Below are 14316 nucleotides of genomic sequence, written 5' to 3'. Positions count from 1 at the left end.
CCCGGCCATGGCCGTTAGGCTCGGTTGATGGCAAACCAGGAAAATTTGATGGACGTCAGATCCGCGTACGACACAGTGGCCGAGACCTATTCAGCGGTGATCCCGGATACCAGTTTCGAGGCCCCGCTGGATATGGCCATGATGGACCATTTCATCGCCCATATGCGCGGCACGGCGGACCGGACGGTGATCGACGTCGGATGCGGTGCCGGACGAATGAGCAATTATCTCGGCCAGGCGGGGCTGAACGTCAGCGGAGTTGACCTGTCGCCCGAAATGGTCCGGATCGCGCAACAACTGCATCCCGGGCTGTTGTTCGAGCTGGGAGAGCTGACGGACCTGCCCCAAGCGGACGCAGCTGCGGACGGCGTCCTCGCCTGGTATTCGATCATCCACTCTCCCCCGACGGCGCTGCCGGCGATCGCGCGCGAGTTCTGGAGGGCGCTCCGCCCTGGCGGTTCGGCGCTCGTCGCCTTCCACGCCGGCAGCGGCCACCGCGCGATTGACCGTGCCTACGGACACGACGTCCAGCTCCGGGCGGAACTGCACGCACCCGAAGAGGTGGCGCTCCGGTTCACCGAACAAGGCTTTGTGATGCGCGCCCAGTTGGTGCGTTCACCGAGGGCCAAGGAAAAACATCCACAGGCCGCCATCCTCGTCGACAAACCCTTCGTGTCTTCAACACTTAGTCCTTCATAGCGGACGTTGGCGTGTTCGCAGGGTCGAACCAGCGGTGAACTGCTCTTCACGGGAGTAGTCGAGATAGTGCTTGAGGGACGGATCGCCGGTTCCCGGCATGGCTCCGTCCGCTGCCGCCTTCACCAGCCAGTCGACCTGATGCGGGATGGTCTGAGCGTATGTCCCAACAGGTTCATAGGCGAGGTCAAGGGAGGCCTTGGTGCTCAGTACCAGCGGAGGCCGGAAATCCCACGGATGGTCACCGAGGCCCGTGGGTGCGCTGTCATCCAGAAGCACCTCTTCCCAGTGGTGGCCCAGGTAGCGGGCAATTGCTGCGGCGATCTGCCGGGCATTCGGCGCATCTGGATCGGCGCTGTTGAGGATTCGTGCCGCGGGCACGGCGGCAACCCGTTCCACGAGGGCCGACGTGTTCACCGCTGCCGTCGTGTGGTCCGCGCCCTGCCCCGCATGGGCCAGGAACACGGCCGGGCGCCGGTCGAGCACCCGTTTGACGAACATCCATTCCCGGGGCAGGGCCGCGCCCTCACCATGTACCTTGGACGCCCGGATCACCGTCACGGGATGGCCGCTGCCCAGGAGAGTGTTCTCTGCAGCCACCTTGTTGGCGCCATAGCCTTCCCGGGATTGGTAGTCCCCGATTCCCGGCCGCATGGTCGGATTGTTCTCGAGGATCGGCGCATCAAAGCGGGGCGCTACCTCGGAATTGACGTGATTGCCGGCGGCGTCAACGTACACAGCCTTGCTTGAGAGCATGACGGCAGAGGTCACCGCGGCCAGGTGCGGCAGGAGTTGCCGGGCGTCGGCCTCGGTGTAGCACACCGCGTCCACGAGGAGATCGGCACCACCGGCCATCACCCCGGCCAGTGCGGCGTCGTCACGACGTTCGGCGGCGATAAATCGGGCACCGGCGGCAGCCAGGTCAGCCGGCATCTTGGTCCGGTCCCGGCCCGTCACGTCCACGGCCCAGCCGGCACGGATCAGCCGCCACGCAATCGCGCGGCCGAGAACGCCAGTGCCTCCAAGGATCACAGCCCGTTTCATTTGTCCGACTCTAACGGACGGGTGCGTCAGGCGGAGGCGATGCCGGGACCAAGAAGCCTCGGGTATTCCACTCCTTGGAGAGCGCGGGAACCGCGGCGGCCGTGCGGGGAAGCCGGACGACGAGCCGGTCACCGAGCGTGAGCATGACGTTGTCCGTCCCGCTGGATGACACCGGCTTCAGACGGAGCCCGGCCCACCCCGGAAACTGATCCGCGATCATGAGGCCGACCTGGCTTGTGTCGATGTCAGGCTCAGCGTCGTGCCGCTTCTTCGAGGTCGCCCTGCGGACCTTCAGTGGGAGGCGGGCGCCCCGCCAAAGTAGGGTACTTCCATGTTCATCATTCGCGAAGGGCGCCCAGACGATGTGCCCGGCCTCGCGACGCTAAGGGCCACGTGGGCGGCGGAACAGGACCCCGCGCCCATGGACGATCCCACCTTCGACGCCGTCTTCATGGAGTGGATGAATGCCGGTCCCCGAAAGTTCTTTGTGGCCGACTACGGTGGCGAACTCGTCGGGATGCTCAACCTGATGATTTTCGAGCGGATGCCCAAACCCGGAACAGAATCGTCCCGGTGGGTCTATCTGGGCAACGCCTACGTGCTCCCGGAGTTTCGGAACGCAGGAATCGGCGGCCGGCTCGTGGAGGCATCGATCCAGTTCGCGCAAGGCATCAAGGCCGTACGGATGGTGCTTTCCCCCTCCGATGCATCACGCGGCATTTACGCACGGCTTGGTTTCGAACCGGCCGCGGAATTGAACATTCTCAGGTTTTGACCCACGGCCCGCCAGGCCGATGCGCCGGCTCCGGCATGATGGACACATGGAATTGCAGACTGATCGTCTCCTGCTGCGCGAGTACACCCTGGATGATTTCGCAGCGGTACATTCATTCGCTTCCGACTTGAGGATCGCCGAATACGTGGACTGGGGACCGAATACAACCGGCGAAACGCTGGAATTCCTTAAAATGTGCTCGGCGGCGCAACGCGGTTCGAACCGGACAAACTTCACTCTTGCTGTCACTTTTCCCAGGGGCGAACCCTTCGGTTCTGTCGGACTCGGCATTGATCGTTGCCGGGGCGAGCTGGGGTACGTGATTGATGCTGACCACTGGGGGCACGGATATGCCACTGAGGCCGCAGCCGCCCTCCTCAGGTTCGGCCAAGAAACCCTCAGACTGCGGGACATTACCGCAACCTGCAGACCTGAAAACACCGCTTCGGCAAAAGTGCTGGAAAAGATCGGAATGGTCCAGATCGGGTCGCGGAGGGCGGACAAACTCATTCGTGGACAGTGGCGTGATTCTCTCGTCTTTTCAGCGGTCGGCACGAGCTGAAAACGCACGCACGGCAGGTGACCTCAGCCGGTGTTCAGCGTGGCACCTGCCCGGCTAAATGTCGGAGCGGACCATCCGTATTTCAGGTAGTTCCTCCCACTCGGGTGAAAGCAACTTACGCGTCCCATCGGGCTGAAAACCGTTCTTGACGTAAAAGGCCTGAGCGCGCACGTTGGCCTCAAGGACCCACAGGTAGGCGGGTAAATCGCCGAGGGCGGCTTTCAACAGGGCGACCCCGAGCCCAGTGCCATGGGTGCGCCTCAGAGTGTAAATGGAGTAAAGCTCAAGTTCGCCGGGCAGGTCATCGTCACGCCCCGTGCCTGCGTCGGCAAATCCAACTATTTCATTGCTCTCGTCCATGGCGATGATTCGCGGCTGGGCGCTGTCCAGATACGGCCGGCGTTTTTCCACGCGCAGCGGCATGCTGGCACGGCGGGCATCGAAGAACGCCGGGGACAATAGGTGCCCGTAGCATTCCTCATGGGCCAGGGTGTGCATCCTAACCACGGCATCAGCGTCCTCGACCGCGGCCTGGCGGATCTGATATTCCATCGTCCCAGCCTAACTTTGACTTGAGGGCTTCCCAGGGTCATTTTGCGGCCGGCCGGCGGAACGCCGCACCGGGGAGGAAGCGACGCCGTCACCAGCCGCCGCGTGTCGGCGTATGTCCCTTTCGGGCATCGTCGGGCATTGCCATTTCGGCCCGCAGGCCCAGGAGCCGGATCGGACGGTCTGCTTCGATTCCGGCTGCGAGGTCCAACGCCTGCGCGAGGATTTCGTTCCGGTCGAATGTCTCGGGAAGCTTCCTCGCGTGGGTCTTGGTGACGAACGGCGCGTACCGGACCTTGAGGGTCAGCCCAACCACGGGCCGACCTTCGGCCACAACATCCTCCAGGACGCGCGCTGTCAGCTCCCTCACGGCGTCGTCGACCTGGGCGGGTTCAGTCAGGTCGCGCTGGAAGGTGGTCTCCCGGCTATGCCCGCGGGCAACCCACGGGGTGTCGTCCACAACGCTGGCGCCGTCCCCGCGTCCGAGCTCCGCGTACCAAGGTCCCATCCTGGGGCCGAACTCCGGGACCAGGTCCCGGGGGTCGGACGCGGCTAGCTCGGCCACTGTGTTGATGCCGAGTTTGGCCAGCCTGCCCGACACTTTGGTTCCGACGCCCCAGAGCTCCTTGGTGGGCCGACTGCCCATGACGTCGAGCCAGTTCGCGGCAGTGAGACGGAAGACGCCGGCCGGTTTGCCGAAACCGGTGGCGACCTTGGCTCGTACCAGGGTGTCGCCGATGCCCACGCTGCAGTGCAGCTGCGTTCGCTCCAGGACAGCGGCCTGCACCTGCCGGGCGTAGGCTTCCGGATTCTCTGTCTCGGTGCCTACAAAAGCTTCATCCCACCCCAGCACCTGCACTGTGGCGCCGGGCTGCGCGCGCAGGGTAGCCATGACCGTTTCGGACGCCGCGAGGTAAGCCTCCTGATCGACGGGCAGGATCACAGCATCGGGCACTTTCCGGGCCGCAATGCGTAAGGGCATTCCGGAACCCACGCCGAATGCCCTCGCTTCGTAGGATGCCGTCGACACCACGGCGCGTTCCGTGGGGTCGCCCCGACCGCCGACAATGATCGGCTTGCCAGCAAGCTCCGGCCGCCGGAGCACTTCGACCGCCGCGATGAACTGGTCGAGATCGACGTGCAGCACCCATGGGATTCCACTCACGCCACCAGTGTGCCCTAAACATCCCTTGCAAGCATCGGCCCTCCACCAAGCCTGGCCGGACTCGCCGTCGTCGACGCGCCCTCCCGTGACGAAGCATTGGAGCGGGCCGCCAAGATCGCCGCCGCTTGCCGCTGTGCGCGGGAGGTCCGCGGGTTCGTGCCTGACCCCACGGGATAATTTGTGTGCTGGATGCCCCCGTGATCGACTGATGCGATGACCCACCGCATTGCCGTCGGCGTACTCTTCGGGCCACGAGGCGTTCTGATGTGCCGCCGGGTCCCGACATCGAAATGGTACCCGGGTATGTGGGACTTCCCGGGCGGCCACATCGAGGACGGCGAATCAGCCGGCGAGGCGCTGGCCAGGGAGCTCCTCGAAGAAATCGCAGTCAACGTCGTCCCGCCTACGAACGCTCCCACGTTTAGGGTCCAGGACAACGAGGGCTCACCTGAGGGGTTGGCGCTCTCGGGGTGGGTCCTGGAAATGTGGACCGGCGATCCTGCCAACTTGGCCAGGGATGAGCACTCCGAAATACGCTGGTTCAGCCCTAACGATGCCCTCGGACTGGACCTCGCGCACGCCCATTACACCGAAGTACTTCAACACCTTTGAAGTTTAAGAAACGGCGGCGCCTGAAGAGGACAGACTTACACGCATTCTGATAAAGGCCGGCCCGCGGATGGGTTCTGATAGGTGTCGGCCTTCGGAGCACCTTGGCATATGGAACCAGACCGTCCGGCTCGAGGAAACGCGTGCCGGGTGCGCATCGGGGGTATAGTCGGCGCATGCAACTTTCGCGTCGATTTATATGCCCCCGGCCGGTCCCCGGCCGCGAGGGCTCTGAGGCGCGCGCCTAGGTCCTGGCGCCGGGTTTGAGTCGGGGGAAGTCAACCCACCACTCGAAATCCGAAAACAAGGACCTGCAATGCCCTCATATCTCAGTCCCTCCGAGCTCCACGACGCTTTGACCATCCGCGATCTTTCAGATCCGGACGGCGGGCCCCATGCAATGCAGCCGCTGTTGCAGGGCATCCTCGACGCGCTCAGCCGCGAATGGAGAGTGCCACAACGAATCGTCCGCCACAGCCCGCTGGTGAGCGTGGCCGACAATTACGACCGCTTGGGGTTCAAGGAATCAGATGTGACGCGGGATCAAAGGTATTCCCGCTATCTCCGCCCGACGGTCATGCTCCGAAGCCACACGTCGGCTTCCATCCCGCAGCTGCTGCGTGCACTGCACGCGGACCAATCCATGGACGAGCTCTGGGCGGTCCCAGGTCTGGTCTACCGGCGCGATTGCATCGACCGCACCCATGTGGGAACTCCCCACCAGGTCGACCTATGGCGCGTCAGCTCACGGGGGCAACTCGACGCCGGCAACCTGCAGGAAATGGTCGGATCGCTGGTGCAGGCGGTGCTTCCAGGAGCACCCTGGCGCGCAGTTCCGGCAGATCACCCCTACACCGAAGAAGGCTTGCAGGTCGATGTCCTCGCGGACGGGGAGTGGCTCGAACTCGCCGAGTGCGGGCTCATCGCGCCGCATCTGTTCTCCGGGGCCGGCCTGGATCCCACCAAGTGGTCGGGACTGGCTCTGGGCATGGGATTGGACCGCGCCCTCATGCTCCGCAAGGGCATCCCCGACATCAGGCTGCTTCGGTCCACAGACCAGAAGATGGACCAGCAGATGCTGGACCTGTCCCGGTGGAATCCAGTTTCCCAGATGCCCTCCATCCGCCGGGACATCTCCATCGTCATTCCCGCTGACCTGGATACCGAAGTGCTTGGAGACCGGGTGCGAACAGCGTTGGGCGCAAAGGCCGACGATCTGGAAAGTGTCGAACTCCTGGCCCTGACGCCCTGCGCTGACCTCCCCGCAGCGGCGAGGAAACGACTCCGCCTCAGCGATGGGCAGGCCAATGCACTGATACGCCTGGTGCTGCGTCCCCTCGCCCGGACCATGACAGACCCGGAGGCGAATCGGATCCGGGACGACGTCTACCTGGCCCTGCACGAGGGGCCCGTCAAGGAACTCATCGCAGGATAGTGCCTGCCGTGCCAGTTCACCATCGGGCTGCTGGCACGGCAGGCATGGAGACGCGGCCGGACCATGTCAGTGCCAGGAACCACAAGCGGACGCCATTAGGTATCAACTTTGTATCGGCCTCATATCGTTCCCGTTGCAGTTCCGACGCCAGGGCCCAAACCCGGCTGCCGCGCCGCGCCCGTGTGCCATGCTGGAATCCGGCTGTCCCGGGATCGCCGGGCCGGTCTCCGGCCGGTGAGGGATGGGGCGGCCGTCGACGGCCGACGACGGCTACAAACGGATCATCACCGCGGAACGCGGGGCGTACGACGAAGGGACAGCGGCATCAGGAAGCGTGGAGTTCAGCAGCCATCGGCGGGGCGCGTCCGCCGCGTCGCGCTGGCGTTGGCGCTGCCTGCCGTGCTCGTCCTGTCCGGCTGCGTGGCGACGCCGCAGAGCGGCATCACGAATTCCAGCAGCCCATCAGAGCTCATTCCCGCCCCGGCGTCGGGCGCCCCCACCACGAGCGCACCGCTGGAGACTGCCCAGACGTCGAACAAGGCTCCGGTGTATTGGATCGGCCGTGGCAATGACAACGCGTTTCTCTACCGCGAGTTCCGCGACGTTCCGGATCAGGACAATCCCGTCACCCGCGCCCTGCGGGTCATGATGTCGCAGAAGCCACTGGACCCGGATTTTTTCACGCCCTGGCAAAATCCGAAGAAGCTGGCGACGTCGATTTCCGGCAAGAACGTCATCACGGTGGATGTCTCCGCTGATGCCTTCAACAGCAACGTGGATGCGGCCATGGCCGAGCGCGCCATCCAGCAGCTCGTCTACACGGCGACAGCTGCCGCGGCCAGCGCCGGCCTCATCGATGCCGGACAGCAGGTCCAGGTGGTTGTGCTGGTGGACGGTCACACCGACTACGTCGCCTTCAACCATGTCCGCCTGGGCGAGCCGACCTCCCGCAGCGCCGGGATGGTGGCACCAGTGTGGATCATTGATCCGCAGGAGGGCACGTCCGTGGCCGACGGTTCGGTCAAGATCAGCGGCCGCAGCACCGTCCAGGGCGGGAAGCTCCGCTGGGCGATCCTCAAGGTCGGCGGCGACGGCGACAACGCCAAGACCGCGTATCTCAACGGCAGCGCCACCGCCTCCGCCGATGCAGCCCGGCCCGGGCTGTTCACCTTGTCCGTGAACCTCGGCCCGGGCAATTACGAGGTCCGGGTGTCCCAGGTGGACGCATCCGACAGCGCCAAGGAAGTATTCCAGGACACCCGCGGGTTCACGGTCAAGTAGCCGTCACCTCAACAAGGCATCACGTCACCTGCGGCGGCGGCTGCCGCAGGTCACCAGCGGCCGAGGATGTCACTGGCCAGCACAGTCGCGGCGGGCCCGGCCGTGGACGAACGCAGCACATGGTGCCCCAAAAGGGCCGTAACTGCGCCGGCGTCGCAAAGCCGGGTCACCTCCCGCGGGCTGATGCCGCCTTCCGGACCCACGATCAGCAGGACCTCACGGGATCCGGCATCATCTGCCACCACATCGCCGGGCCCAACACTTTCCAGCCAGGCCTCGAGTACCTGCCGCAGCGGGCGCACGGCGTCTTCGTGCAGGATGACGGCGAGGTCTGCCGCCGTTACGGCCGCCTGCAACCCGGCGCCGTCGACGGCGGCCCGGACCTCGGGAATCCATGCCCGGCGCGCCTGTTTGGCGGCTGCCGTCACCACCGACTGCCACTTGGCATGCGCCTTCGCGGCCCGCTCAGCCTTCCACCGCACAATGGACCGCTCGGCCTGCCAGGGAATGACGGCGTCGATGCCCAACTCGGTCGCGGTCTCGGCCGCCAGTTCATCGCGGTCGCCCTTCGCCAGGGCCTGGACCAGGACCAGCCGTGTTCCTGGCCGTGGTTCCTCAGCCAGGTCCACGCATTCGACGCTCAGCTCCCCGGCAGCGACGGCTGTCACGGTGCCGGTCAGGCGCTTGCCTGCGCCGTCCGCGATGTCGACCGCTTCGCCGACGCCGATCCGTTTGACGGTGACGGCGTGGCGGGCCTCGGTTCCCTCGAGGACGAAGGCCGAGCCGGGGACCTGCTGGTCCAGGGTGCCTGGGGCGGTGAAGAAGACCGGGTTACTCACCGCTACAGGTTACCGAGCCGGTCCCGCAGTTTGGCGAAGACGCCGCCGCTGGCCGCAAGCTTTCCTTCCGTGAGGTGCTCGCCACGGTGCTTGGCCAGCTGGCGGAGAAGTTCCTCCTGGACGTGATCGAGCTTGACCGGTGTTTCCACCTGCAGGTGCACCTTCAGATCGCCGCGGCCGTGGCCGCGCAGGTGCGTGACGCCAAGACCGCGAAGGGTGATGATCTCGCCGGACTGGGTGCCGGCCTTGACGTCGATCTCCTGCTGTCCGTCGAAGGTGTCGAGGGATATTTCGGTGCCGAGGGCGGCCGCCGTCATGGGAATGTTGAGGCTCGCGTGCAGGTCATCGCCCTCGCGCACGTAAGTGGCGTCGTTGTTGACCCTGATCTCCACGTACAGGTCCCCGGCGGGGCCGCCGGCAGGGCCGGCCTCGCCCTGGCCGGACAGCTGGATGCGGGTGCCGGTGGCCACGCCGGCCGGGACCTTGACGGTCAGCGAGCGGCGGCTGCGGATCCGGCCCTGGCCGCTGCATTCGTTGCACGGGTCCTTGATGACGGTGCCGAAGCCCTCGCAAGACCCGCAGGGGGCGGACGTCATGACCTGGCCCAGGATGGACCGCACGGCGCGCTGGACCTGACCGCTGCCGCCACAGATGTCGCAGCGGACCGGGTGGGTGCCCTCCCGGCAGCAGGACCCCTCGCAGGTGGGGCAGATGACGGCCGTGTCGACCTCGAGCTTTTTGTTCACGCCGAACACCGCATCGCGGAGGTCGATCCGGACGCTGATCAGCGCGTCCTGGCCGCGGCGGACCCGTGATGCCGGGCCGCCCTGGCCGCCACCGGCGCCGAAGAAGGTCTCGAAGATGTCCTGGAAGGCGAAGCCCTGGCCCGAGTAGCTGCCGCCGCCGAACCCGTTGTCGGTGCCGTTCTCGTTGCCGGTGGTGTCATAGACCCGGCGCTTCTGCGGATCGGAGAGGACCTCGTAGGCGTGCGTGACGGCCTTGAACCTGTCCGAGGCGTCCTCCCCGGGGTTCACGTCCGGGTGCAGGGTCCGGGCCAGTTTCCGGTAGGCCTTCTTGATCTCCTCCCCCGATGCGTCGCGGGAGACTCCAAGAACGTCGTAGTGGCTGCTCAAAGTGTGTATCTCTTCCTTGTTGTACTGCCTGTGGGGTACTGCCTGTGGGGCACTGCCTGTGGGGCAAGAAGTCGTATTCGGTCCCGGGCCTGTCAGGGCCCCAGGATCCTCGAAAGGTAGCGGGCCACCGCTCGGACGGCGGCCATGGTGGTGGGATAGTCCATCCGGGTGGGCCCAAGCACTCCGACCTTGGCCGTGGCGTCCGGCCCGTAGGCGGTGGCCACGACCGAGGCCTCGGCGAGACCGTCGTAGGGGTTTTCCCGGCCGATGCTGACGGTCACGCCGCGCGGGTCTTCGGCCATTTCGCTGAGCAGGCGGAGCATGACCACCTGTTCCTCGAGGGCCTCCAGCACGGGGCCGATGCTGAGCGGGAAGTCCACATTGGAGCGGGCCAGGTTGGCGGTGCCGGCCATGACCATGCGCTCTTCACGGCTGCTCGTGGCCAGGGCCTCAAGGCCGCGGGCCAGCGCCTGGGCTGCTCCGCGCCGCGCGGGCGGGCCACCGGCAACGACGGCGGGCAGCAACTGCGGCATCAGGCTCAGCGGCGTACCGGAGAGGCTGGCCAGAAAACTGCTCCGCAATTCCGACAGCGCGTCGTCGGGAATGTCCTGCCCGACGTCGATCACGCGCTGCTCCACCTTGCCCGTGTCAGCGATCAGAACAGCCAGCACTTTCCTGGGCGCCAGCAGCACGAACTCAATGTGCCGCACCCGGGCGCGGCTGAGCAGCGGATACTGCACGACGGCGACCTGGTTGGTCAGGTGCGAGAGGAGCCTCACGGTCCGGTCAAGGATGTCGTCGAGGTCCTCGGATCCTTCCAGCAGCGCCTGGATGGCCCGGCGCTCGGCCTGGGACAACGGCTTCACCGCTGAGATCTGGTCGACGAACAACCGGTAGCCCTTGTCAGTGGGGATCCGGCCTGCACTCGTGTGCGGTGCCGTGATCAGGCCCTCGTCTTCCAGCGCCGCCATGTCATTTCGGATCGTGGCGCTCGAGACGCCGAGATGGTGCCGTTCAACGAGCGCTTTGGAACCAACGGGCTCACGCGAATGGACGTAGTCCTCCACGATGGCGCGCAGCACTTCGAGTTTGCGCGGTTCGCTCACGCTCCACCTCCAATCGACTGTCCCGCAGCCGGTGCCACCCCCGCGTCCGGTCCGGGTCCACCAGTGGTGCACGGACGGCCCGCCACAGGACAAGGGTTAGCACTCGACATGCCTAAGTGCTAACCAGTCTAATATGAGTCGCCGCGTTGTTAGCATTGGATTCGCTCCAGGCGTGGCCCGCGGGAACGCGATTCCCGTCACGCCGGCGCCGAGACCGTGGCAGATGCTGCCGTTGCCGCGCCGTCGCGGTCCGGTTCCGGCCCCCGGAGAGTTCCACCGACCGCCGTACATTCCGAGTGCAAAGTAAGCGTGAAGAGATGTCGTACCAGAACTGGGGACCCCAGGACCTGTCCGCCCCCGCCAAGACCCAGTTGCCGGAAGTCCCGGTGGAACGCGGGATGGTCCTCGAGGAGGTCCAGTCCGGCTGGGTGGGCGCCGTAACCCGCGTGGAGAAGTCCGGCGGCATGCACGTGGTGGCGCTGGAGGACCGGCGGGGCAAGTCGCGGTCCTTCCGCCTCGGCTTCGGCTTCCTCTTGGACGGCCAGCCCATCCGCCTGATGCCGCCGGCCCCGAAAAGGACGGCACCGGCCGCCGGTGCCGGCCGCACGGCGTCGGGCTCGGTGCGGGTGGCCGGGCAGCGCGCACAGGTGGCCAAGGCCAGCCGCATCTGGGTGGAAGGAAAGCACGACGCCGAGCTGGTGGAGAAGGTCTGGGGCGATGACCTCCGGGTGGAGGGCATCGTCGTCGAGCCCCTGCACGGCATTGACGACCTCGCGTCCGCCGTGGCGGACTTCGGCCCGGGCCCCGGCCGGCGCCTCGGCGTGCTCGTAGACCACCTGGTGGCCGACTCCAAGGAGTCGCGGATCGCCGACGCCGTCATGGCCTCACCGGGCGCCGCAGGCAACGTCCTGATTGTGGGGCACCCCTACGTGGACGTGTGGCAGGCCATCCGGCCCTCGGTCCTGGGGATCGAGCAGTGGCCCGTGATCCCCCGCGGCACGGACTGGAAGACCGGGATCCTGATGGCTTTCGGGTGGCCCCACTCCACGAAGGAGGACATCGGCCTCGGCTGGCAGAAACTCCTGGGGGCTGTCCGCAGCTACGCTGATCTGGAGGCGTCGCTGCTTGGCCGCGTGGAAGAGGTCATTGACTTCCTCACCGTGCCCTAGTCCGCCGCGGCGGCCGCCCCTGATCTCCATTTCCTTGCCCGAGCAAGTATTCTTGAAACGGCGGCCGCGCTTCCAGTGCGGTCCCGGCTATTTCAGGCACAACCCAGGCAGCAACGCATCACCGCAATCCGAAGGGCTACACCGTGGCAGATAACGCACGCGAACACACGGGCAATCAGGCTGGCCATGGCCAGCCCCCGTACCATGGCGTTCCGGCAAACGCGCTGCCGCTGACGGCCAGCGAGGACCGCCAGTGGGCCACGCTCGCGCACTTCGGCGGCATCCTGGGCTGCGTGCCGTCGCTGCTGATCTACCTCATCTTCAAGGACCGCGGCCCGTTCACGGCACAGGAATCCAAGGAAGCCCTCAATTTCACCTTGCCGCCGACCCTGGCCGCGGTACTGGCCAATCTGCTGGTCTTCATCCCGGTGGTGGGCAACCTCTTCGCCGTGCTCGCCACGGTGATCTGGATCGCCGTGACGTGCTTCTCGGTGGCGGCAGGCATCCACGTCAACCGCGGCCAGCCGCACCGCTACGAGTTCAACCTGCGCTGGATCAAATAGCCGGCCCGGACCCAAGCACGAGAGCCGGCCGCCGCCCGTCAGGGGCAGCGGCCGGCTCTCTTTTGTGTGGCAGGGTGTTGTGGCCGCTGATGCGGGCAACCAAGTCGTGGAAGTTTTGCCGGCCAGACTAGTCCGGCAGGATCCTGCGGACGACGGCGTCGGCCAGCAGCCGGCCCTTAAGGGTGAGAATGAGCCGGCCTTTGAAAGCCGCCGCGGGGTCCACGAGGCCGTCCGCGATCAGCCCCGCCACAGCGTGCCTGCCGGTGTCCCCCAGGCCGCCGAGGCTTGGGATGTCGAGCCCGGAATTGAGCCGGGCCTCGAGCATGACCCGTTCCACGTTGCGGGTTTCAGAGTCCAGCGTTTCGCGTCCGGCGGCGGGTGAGGCGCCGGCGCCGAGGCGGTTGGCGTAGGCGGTGGGGTGCTTGACGTTCCACCAGCGGACGCCGCCCACGTGCGAGTGCGCCCCCGGCCCGATGCCCCACCAGTCGTCCCCACGCCAGTAAGCGAGGTTGTGCCGGCAGGCCTGTTCGGGGGTGCGGGACCAGTTGCTGACCTCGTACCAGTTGAGCCCGGCGGCGGAAATCAGTTCGTCGGCGAGTTCGTATTTGGCGGCGTGGTCGTCGTCGTCGATTTCCGACACTTCGCCACGGCGGATCTGCGCGGCAAGCTTGGTGCCGTCTTCAACGATCAGGGCATAGGCGCTGATGTGGTCGGGGGCGTAGGACAGTGCGGTCTCGAGCGAGTAGCGCCAGTCCGCCAAAGACTCCCCCGGCGTCCCGTAAATGAGGTCGAGGCTGACCGAGAGCCCGGCATTACGCGCCCACTGCACCGCCTCGGGCACCCGGCTGGGCGTGTGGGTGCGGTCCAGGACCTTCAGGACGTGCGGCACAGCCGACTGCATGCCGAACGAAACGCGGGTGAACCCGGCGTCGGCCAGCAGCTGCAGGGATGCGGGCGTGACGGAATCGGGGTTCGCCTCGGTGGTCGCCTCGGCGCCGGGCTGCAGTCCCCAGGCGTCGATCGCGGCGCTGAGTATGCGCGCCAGGTCCTCCGCCGGCAGCAGGGTGGGGGTGCCGCCGCCGAAGAAGACCGTGCTGAGGGGGCGGCCGGGCAGGCCGCTGCCCTTCAGGGCCGCGGCGGCGAACTCCACTTCCGCGATCGCGGTGGCGGCGTAGGCGTCCTGGGAGGCCCCGCCGCCCAGCTCGGTGGCGGTGTAGGTGTTGAAGTCGCAGTACCCGCAGCGGACCGCGCAGAACGGGATGTGCACGTACAGCCCGAATGCTCGCTGATCGGCGCCCTCGCCCGCCTGGGCGGGCAGCAGCCCGTCCGCCGGCGCCGGGTCGCCGAGGGGAAGAACGCTAGGCACGGGCCCGGCCTGCCGATACTGCAG

The 14316-nt window shown here is 66.4% G+C and carries 15 protein-coding genes; 8 read left to right on the top strand and 7 right to left on the bottom strand.

The features are described from left to right. Positions 1-27 precede the first annotated feature (27 nt). The gene (locus AC1DDH_RS01620; protein ID WP_476954714.1) at positions 28-699 is read left to right on the top strand and encodes a class I SAM-dependent DNA methyltransferase; all 672 of its coding nucleotides are present in this window, start codon (positions 28-30) and stop codon (positions 697-699) included. On the opposite strand, the gene AC1DDH_RS01615 is transcribed toward AC1DDH_RS01620, so the two are convergent. Beyond that, positions 694-1740: an NAD-dependent epimerase/dehydratase family protein gene (locus AC1DDH_RS01615; protein ID WP_476954713.1), complete on the bottom strand. Its 1047-nt coding sequence runs from the start codon at positions 1738-1740 to the stop codon at positions 694-696. The two genes, AC1DDH_RS01620 and AC1DDH_RS01615, sit on opposite strands and share 6 nt — an antisense overlap. Before the next feature lie 331 nt (positions 1741-2071). Between AC1DDH_RS01615 and AC1DDH_RS01610 the strand changes: the two genes are divergently transcribed. After that, complete coding sequence (locus tag AC1DDH_RS01610) at positions 2072-2515, top strand: N-acetyltransferase family protein (protein WP_476954712.1); 444 nt, start codon at positions 2072-2074, stop codon at positions 2513-2515. Positions 2516-2561: 46 nt separating this feature from the next. Next, positions 2562-3077, top strand: coding sequence for a GNAT family N-acetyltransferase (locus tag AC1DDH_RS01605; protein WP_476954711.1), 516 nt, complete (start codon positions 2562-2564; stop codon positions 3075-3077). Between the two features lie 54 nt (positions 3078-3131). Here the strand turns inward: AC1DDH_RS01605 and AC1DDH_RS01600 are convergent, their stop codons facing one another. Beyond that, on the bottom strand, positions 3132-3629 hold the full coding sequence (locus AC1DDH_RS01600) for a GNAT family N-acetyltransferase (protein WP_230009229.1): 498 nt from the start codon (positions 3627-3629) through the stop codon (positions 3132-3134). A gap of 88 nt (positions 3630-3717) precedes the next feature. After that, positions 3718-4791 (bottom strand): DNA polymerase IV, encoded by a 1074-nt coding sequence (locus tag AC1DDH_RS01595; protein WP_476870894.1) that lies wholly within the window; start codon positions 4789-4791, stop codon positions 3718-3720. 213 nt (positions 4792-5004) lie between these two features. On the opposite strand from AC1DDH_RS01595, the gene AC1DDH_RS01590 reads away from it, so the two are divergent. The 3 genes from AC1DDH_RS01590 (at position 5005) to AC1DDH_RS01580 (ending at position 8116) form a co-directional block, all read left to right on the top strand. Further along, positions 5005-5403: an NUDIX domain-containing protein gene (locus AC1DDH_RS01590; protein WP_476870895.1), complete on the top strand. Its 399-nt coding sequence runs from the start codon at positions 5005-5007 to the stop codon at positions 5401-5403. Positions 5404-5716: 313 nt separating this feature from the next. Continuing rightward, positions 5717-6835: a PheS-related mystery ligase SrmL gene (gene srmL / locus AC1DDH_RS01585; RefSeq protein WP_476954710.1), complete on the top strand. Its 1119-nt coding sequence runs from the start codon at positions 5717-5719 to the stop codon at positions 6833-6835. 399 nt (positions 6836-7234) lie between these two features. After that, positions 7235-8116 carry a GerMN domain-containing protein gene (locus AC1DDH_RS01580; protein WP_476954709.1) on the top strand — a complete coding sequence of 294 codons (882 nt, stop codon included), beginning with the start codon at positions 7235-7237 and terminating at the stop codon, positions 8114-8116. A gap of 50 nt (positions 8117-8166) precedes the next feature. Here AC1DDH_RS01580 and AC1DDH_RS01575 read toward each other — a convergent pair whose 3' ends face one another. The 3 genes from AC1DDH_RS01575 to hrcA form a co-directional block, all read right to left on the bottom strand. Next, the gene (locus AC1DDH_RS01575; RefSeq protein ID WP_476849273.1) at positions 8167-8955 is read right to left on the bottom strand and encodes a 16S rRNA (uracil(1498)-N(3))-methyltransferase; all 789 of its coding nucleotides are present in this window, start codon (positions 8953-8955) and stop codon (positions 8167-8169) included. Positions 8956-8957: 2 nt separating this feature from the next. Next, the gene (gene dnaJ / locus AC1DDH_RS01570) at positions 8958-10088 is read right to left on the bottom strand and encodes a molecular chaperone DnaJ (protein WP_028276700.1); all 1131 of its coding nucleotides are present in this window, start codon (positions 10086-10088) and stop codon (positions 8958-8960) included. A gap of 92 nt (positions 10089-10180) precedes the next feature. Further along, entirely contained in the window at positions 10181-11194 is a 1014-nt protein-coding gene (gene hrcA, locus AC1DDH_RS01565; RefSeq protein WP_476849274.1) for a heat-inducible transcriptional repressor HrcA, read from the bottom strand. A gap of 317 nt (positions 11195-11511) precedes the next feature. On the opposite strand from hrcA, the gene AC1DDH_RS01560 reads away from it, so the two are divergent. After that, positions 11512-12363, top strand: a complete 852-nt coding sequence (locus AC1DDH_RS01560; protein WP_476930922.1) for a DUF3097 domain-containing protein — start codon at positions 11512-11514, stop codon at positions 12361-12363. Positions 12364-12506: 143 nt separating this feature from the next. Continuing rightward, positions 12507-12926, top strand: coding sequence for a DUF4870 domain-containing protein (locus AC1DDH_RS01555; RefSeq protein WP_026537291.1), 420 nt, complete (start codon positions 12507-12509; stop codon positions 12924-12926). Between the two features lie 127 nt (positions 12927-13053). On the opposite strand, the gene hemW is transcribed toward AC1DDH_RS01555, so the two are convergent. Then, entirely contained in the window at positions 13054-14292 is a 1239-nt protein-coding gene (gene hemW, locus AC1DDH_RS01550; protein ID WP_476954708.1) for a radical SAM family heme chaperone HemW, read from the bottom strand. Positions 14293-14316 lie beyond the last annotated feature (24 nt).

The organism is Arthrobacter sp. 10T425, assembly GCF_056393985.1.
The sequence above is the reverse complement of the archived record's forward strand: the minus strand, read 5'-3'. Positions and strand labels throughout refer to the sequence as shown.

Coding starts and splice junctions, on each gene's coding strand:
- srmL (WP_476954710.1), top strand. CDS start 5,717: ATGCCCTCATATCTCAGTCCCTCCGAGCTCCACGACGCTTTGACCATC.
- AC1DDH_RS01605 (WP_476954711.1), top strand. CDS start 2,562: ATGGAATTGCAGACTGATCGTCTCCTGCTGCGCGAGTACACCCTGGAT.
- AC1DDH_RS01610 (WP_476954712.1), top strand. CDS start 2,072: ATGTTCATCATTCGCGAAGGGCGCCCAGACGATGTGCCCGGCCTCGCG.
- AC1DDH_RS01600 (WP_230009229.1), bottom strand. CDS start 3,629: ATGGAATATCAGATCCGCCAGGCCGCGGTCGAGGACGCTGATGCCGTG.
- AC1DDH_RS01620 (WP_476954714.1), top strand. CDS start 28: ATGGCAAACCAGGAAAATTTGATGGACGTCAGATCCGCGTACGACACA.
- AC1DDH_RS01560 (WP_476930922.1), top strand. CDS start 11,512: ATGTCGTACCAGAACTGGGGACCCCAGGACCTGTCCGCCCCCGCCAAG.
- AC1DDH_RS01615 (WP_476954713.1), bottom strand. CDS start 1,740: ATGAAACGGGCTGTGATCCTTGGAGGCACTGGCGTTCTCGGCCGCGCG.
- AC1DDH_RS01590 (WP_476870895.1), top strand. CDS start 5,005: ATGACCCACCGCATTGCCGTCGGCGTACTCTTCGGGCCACGAGGCGTT.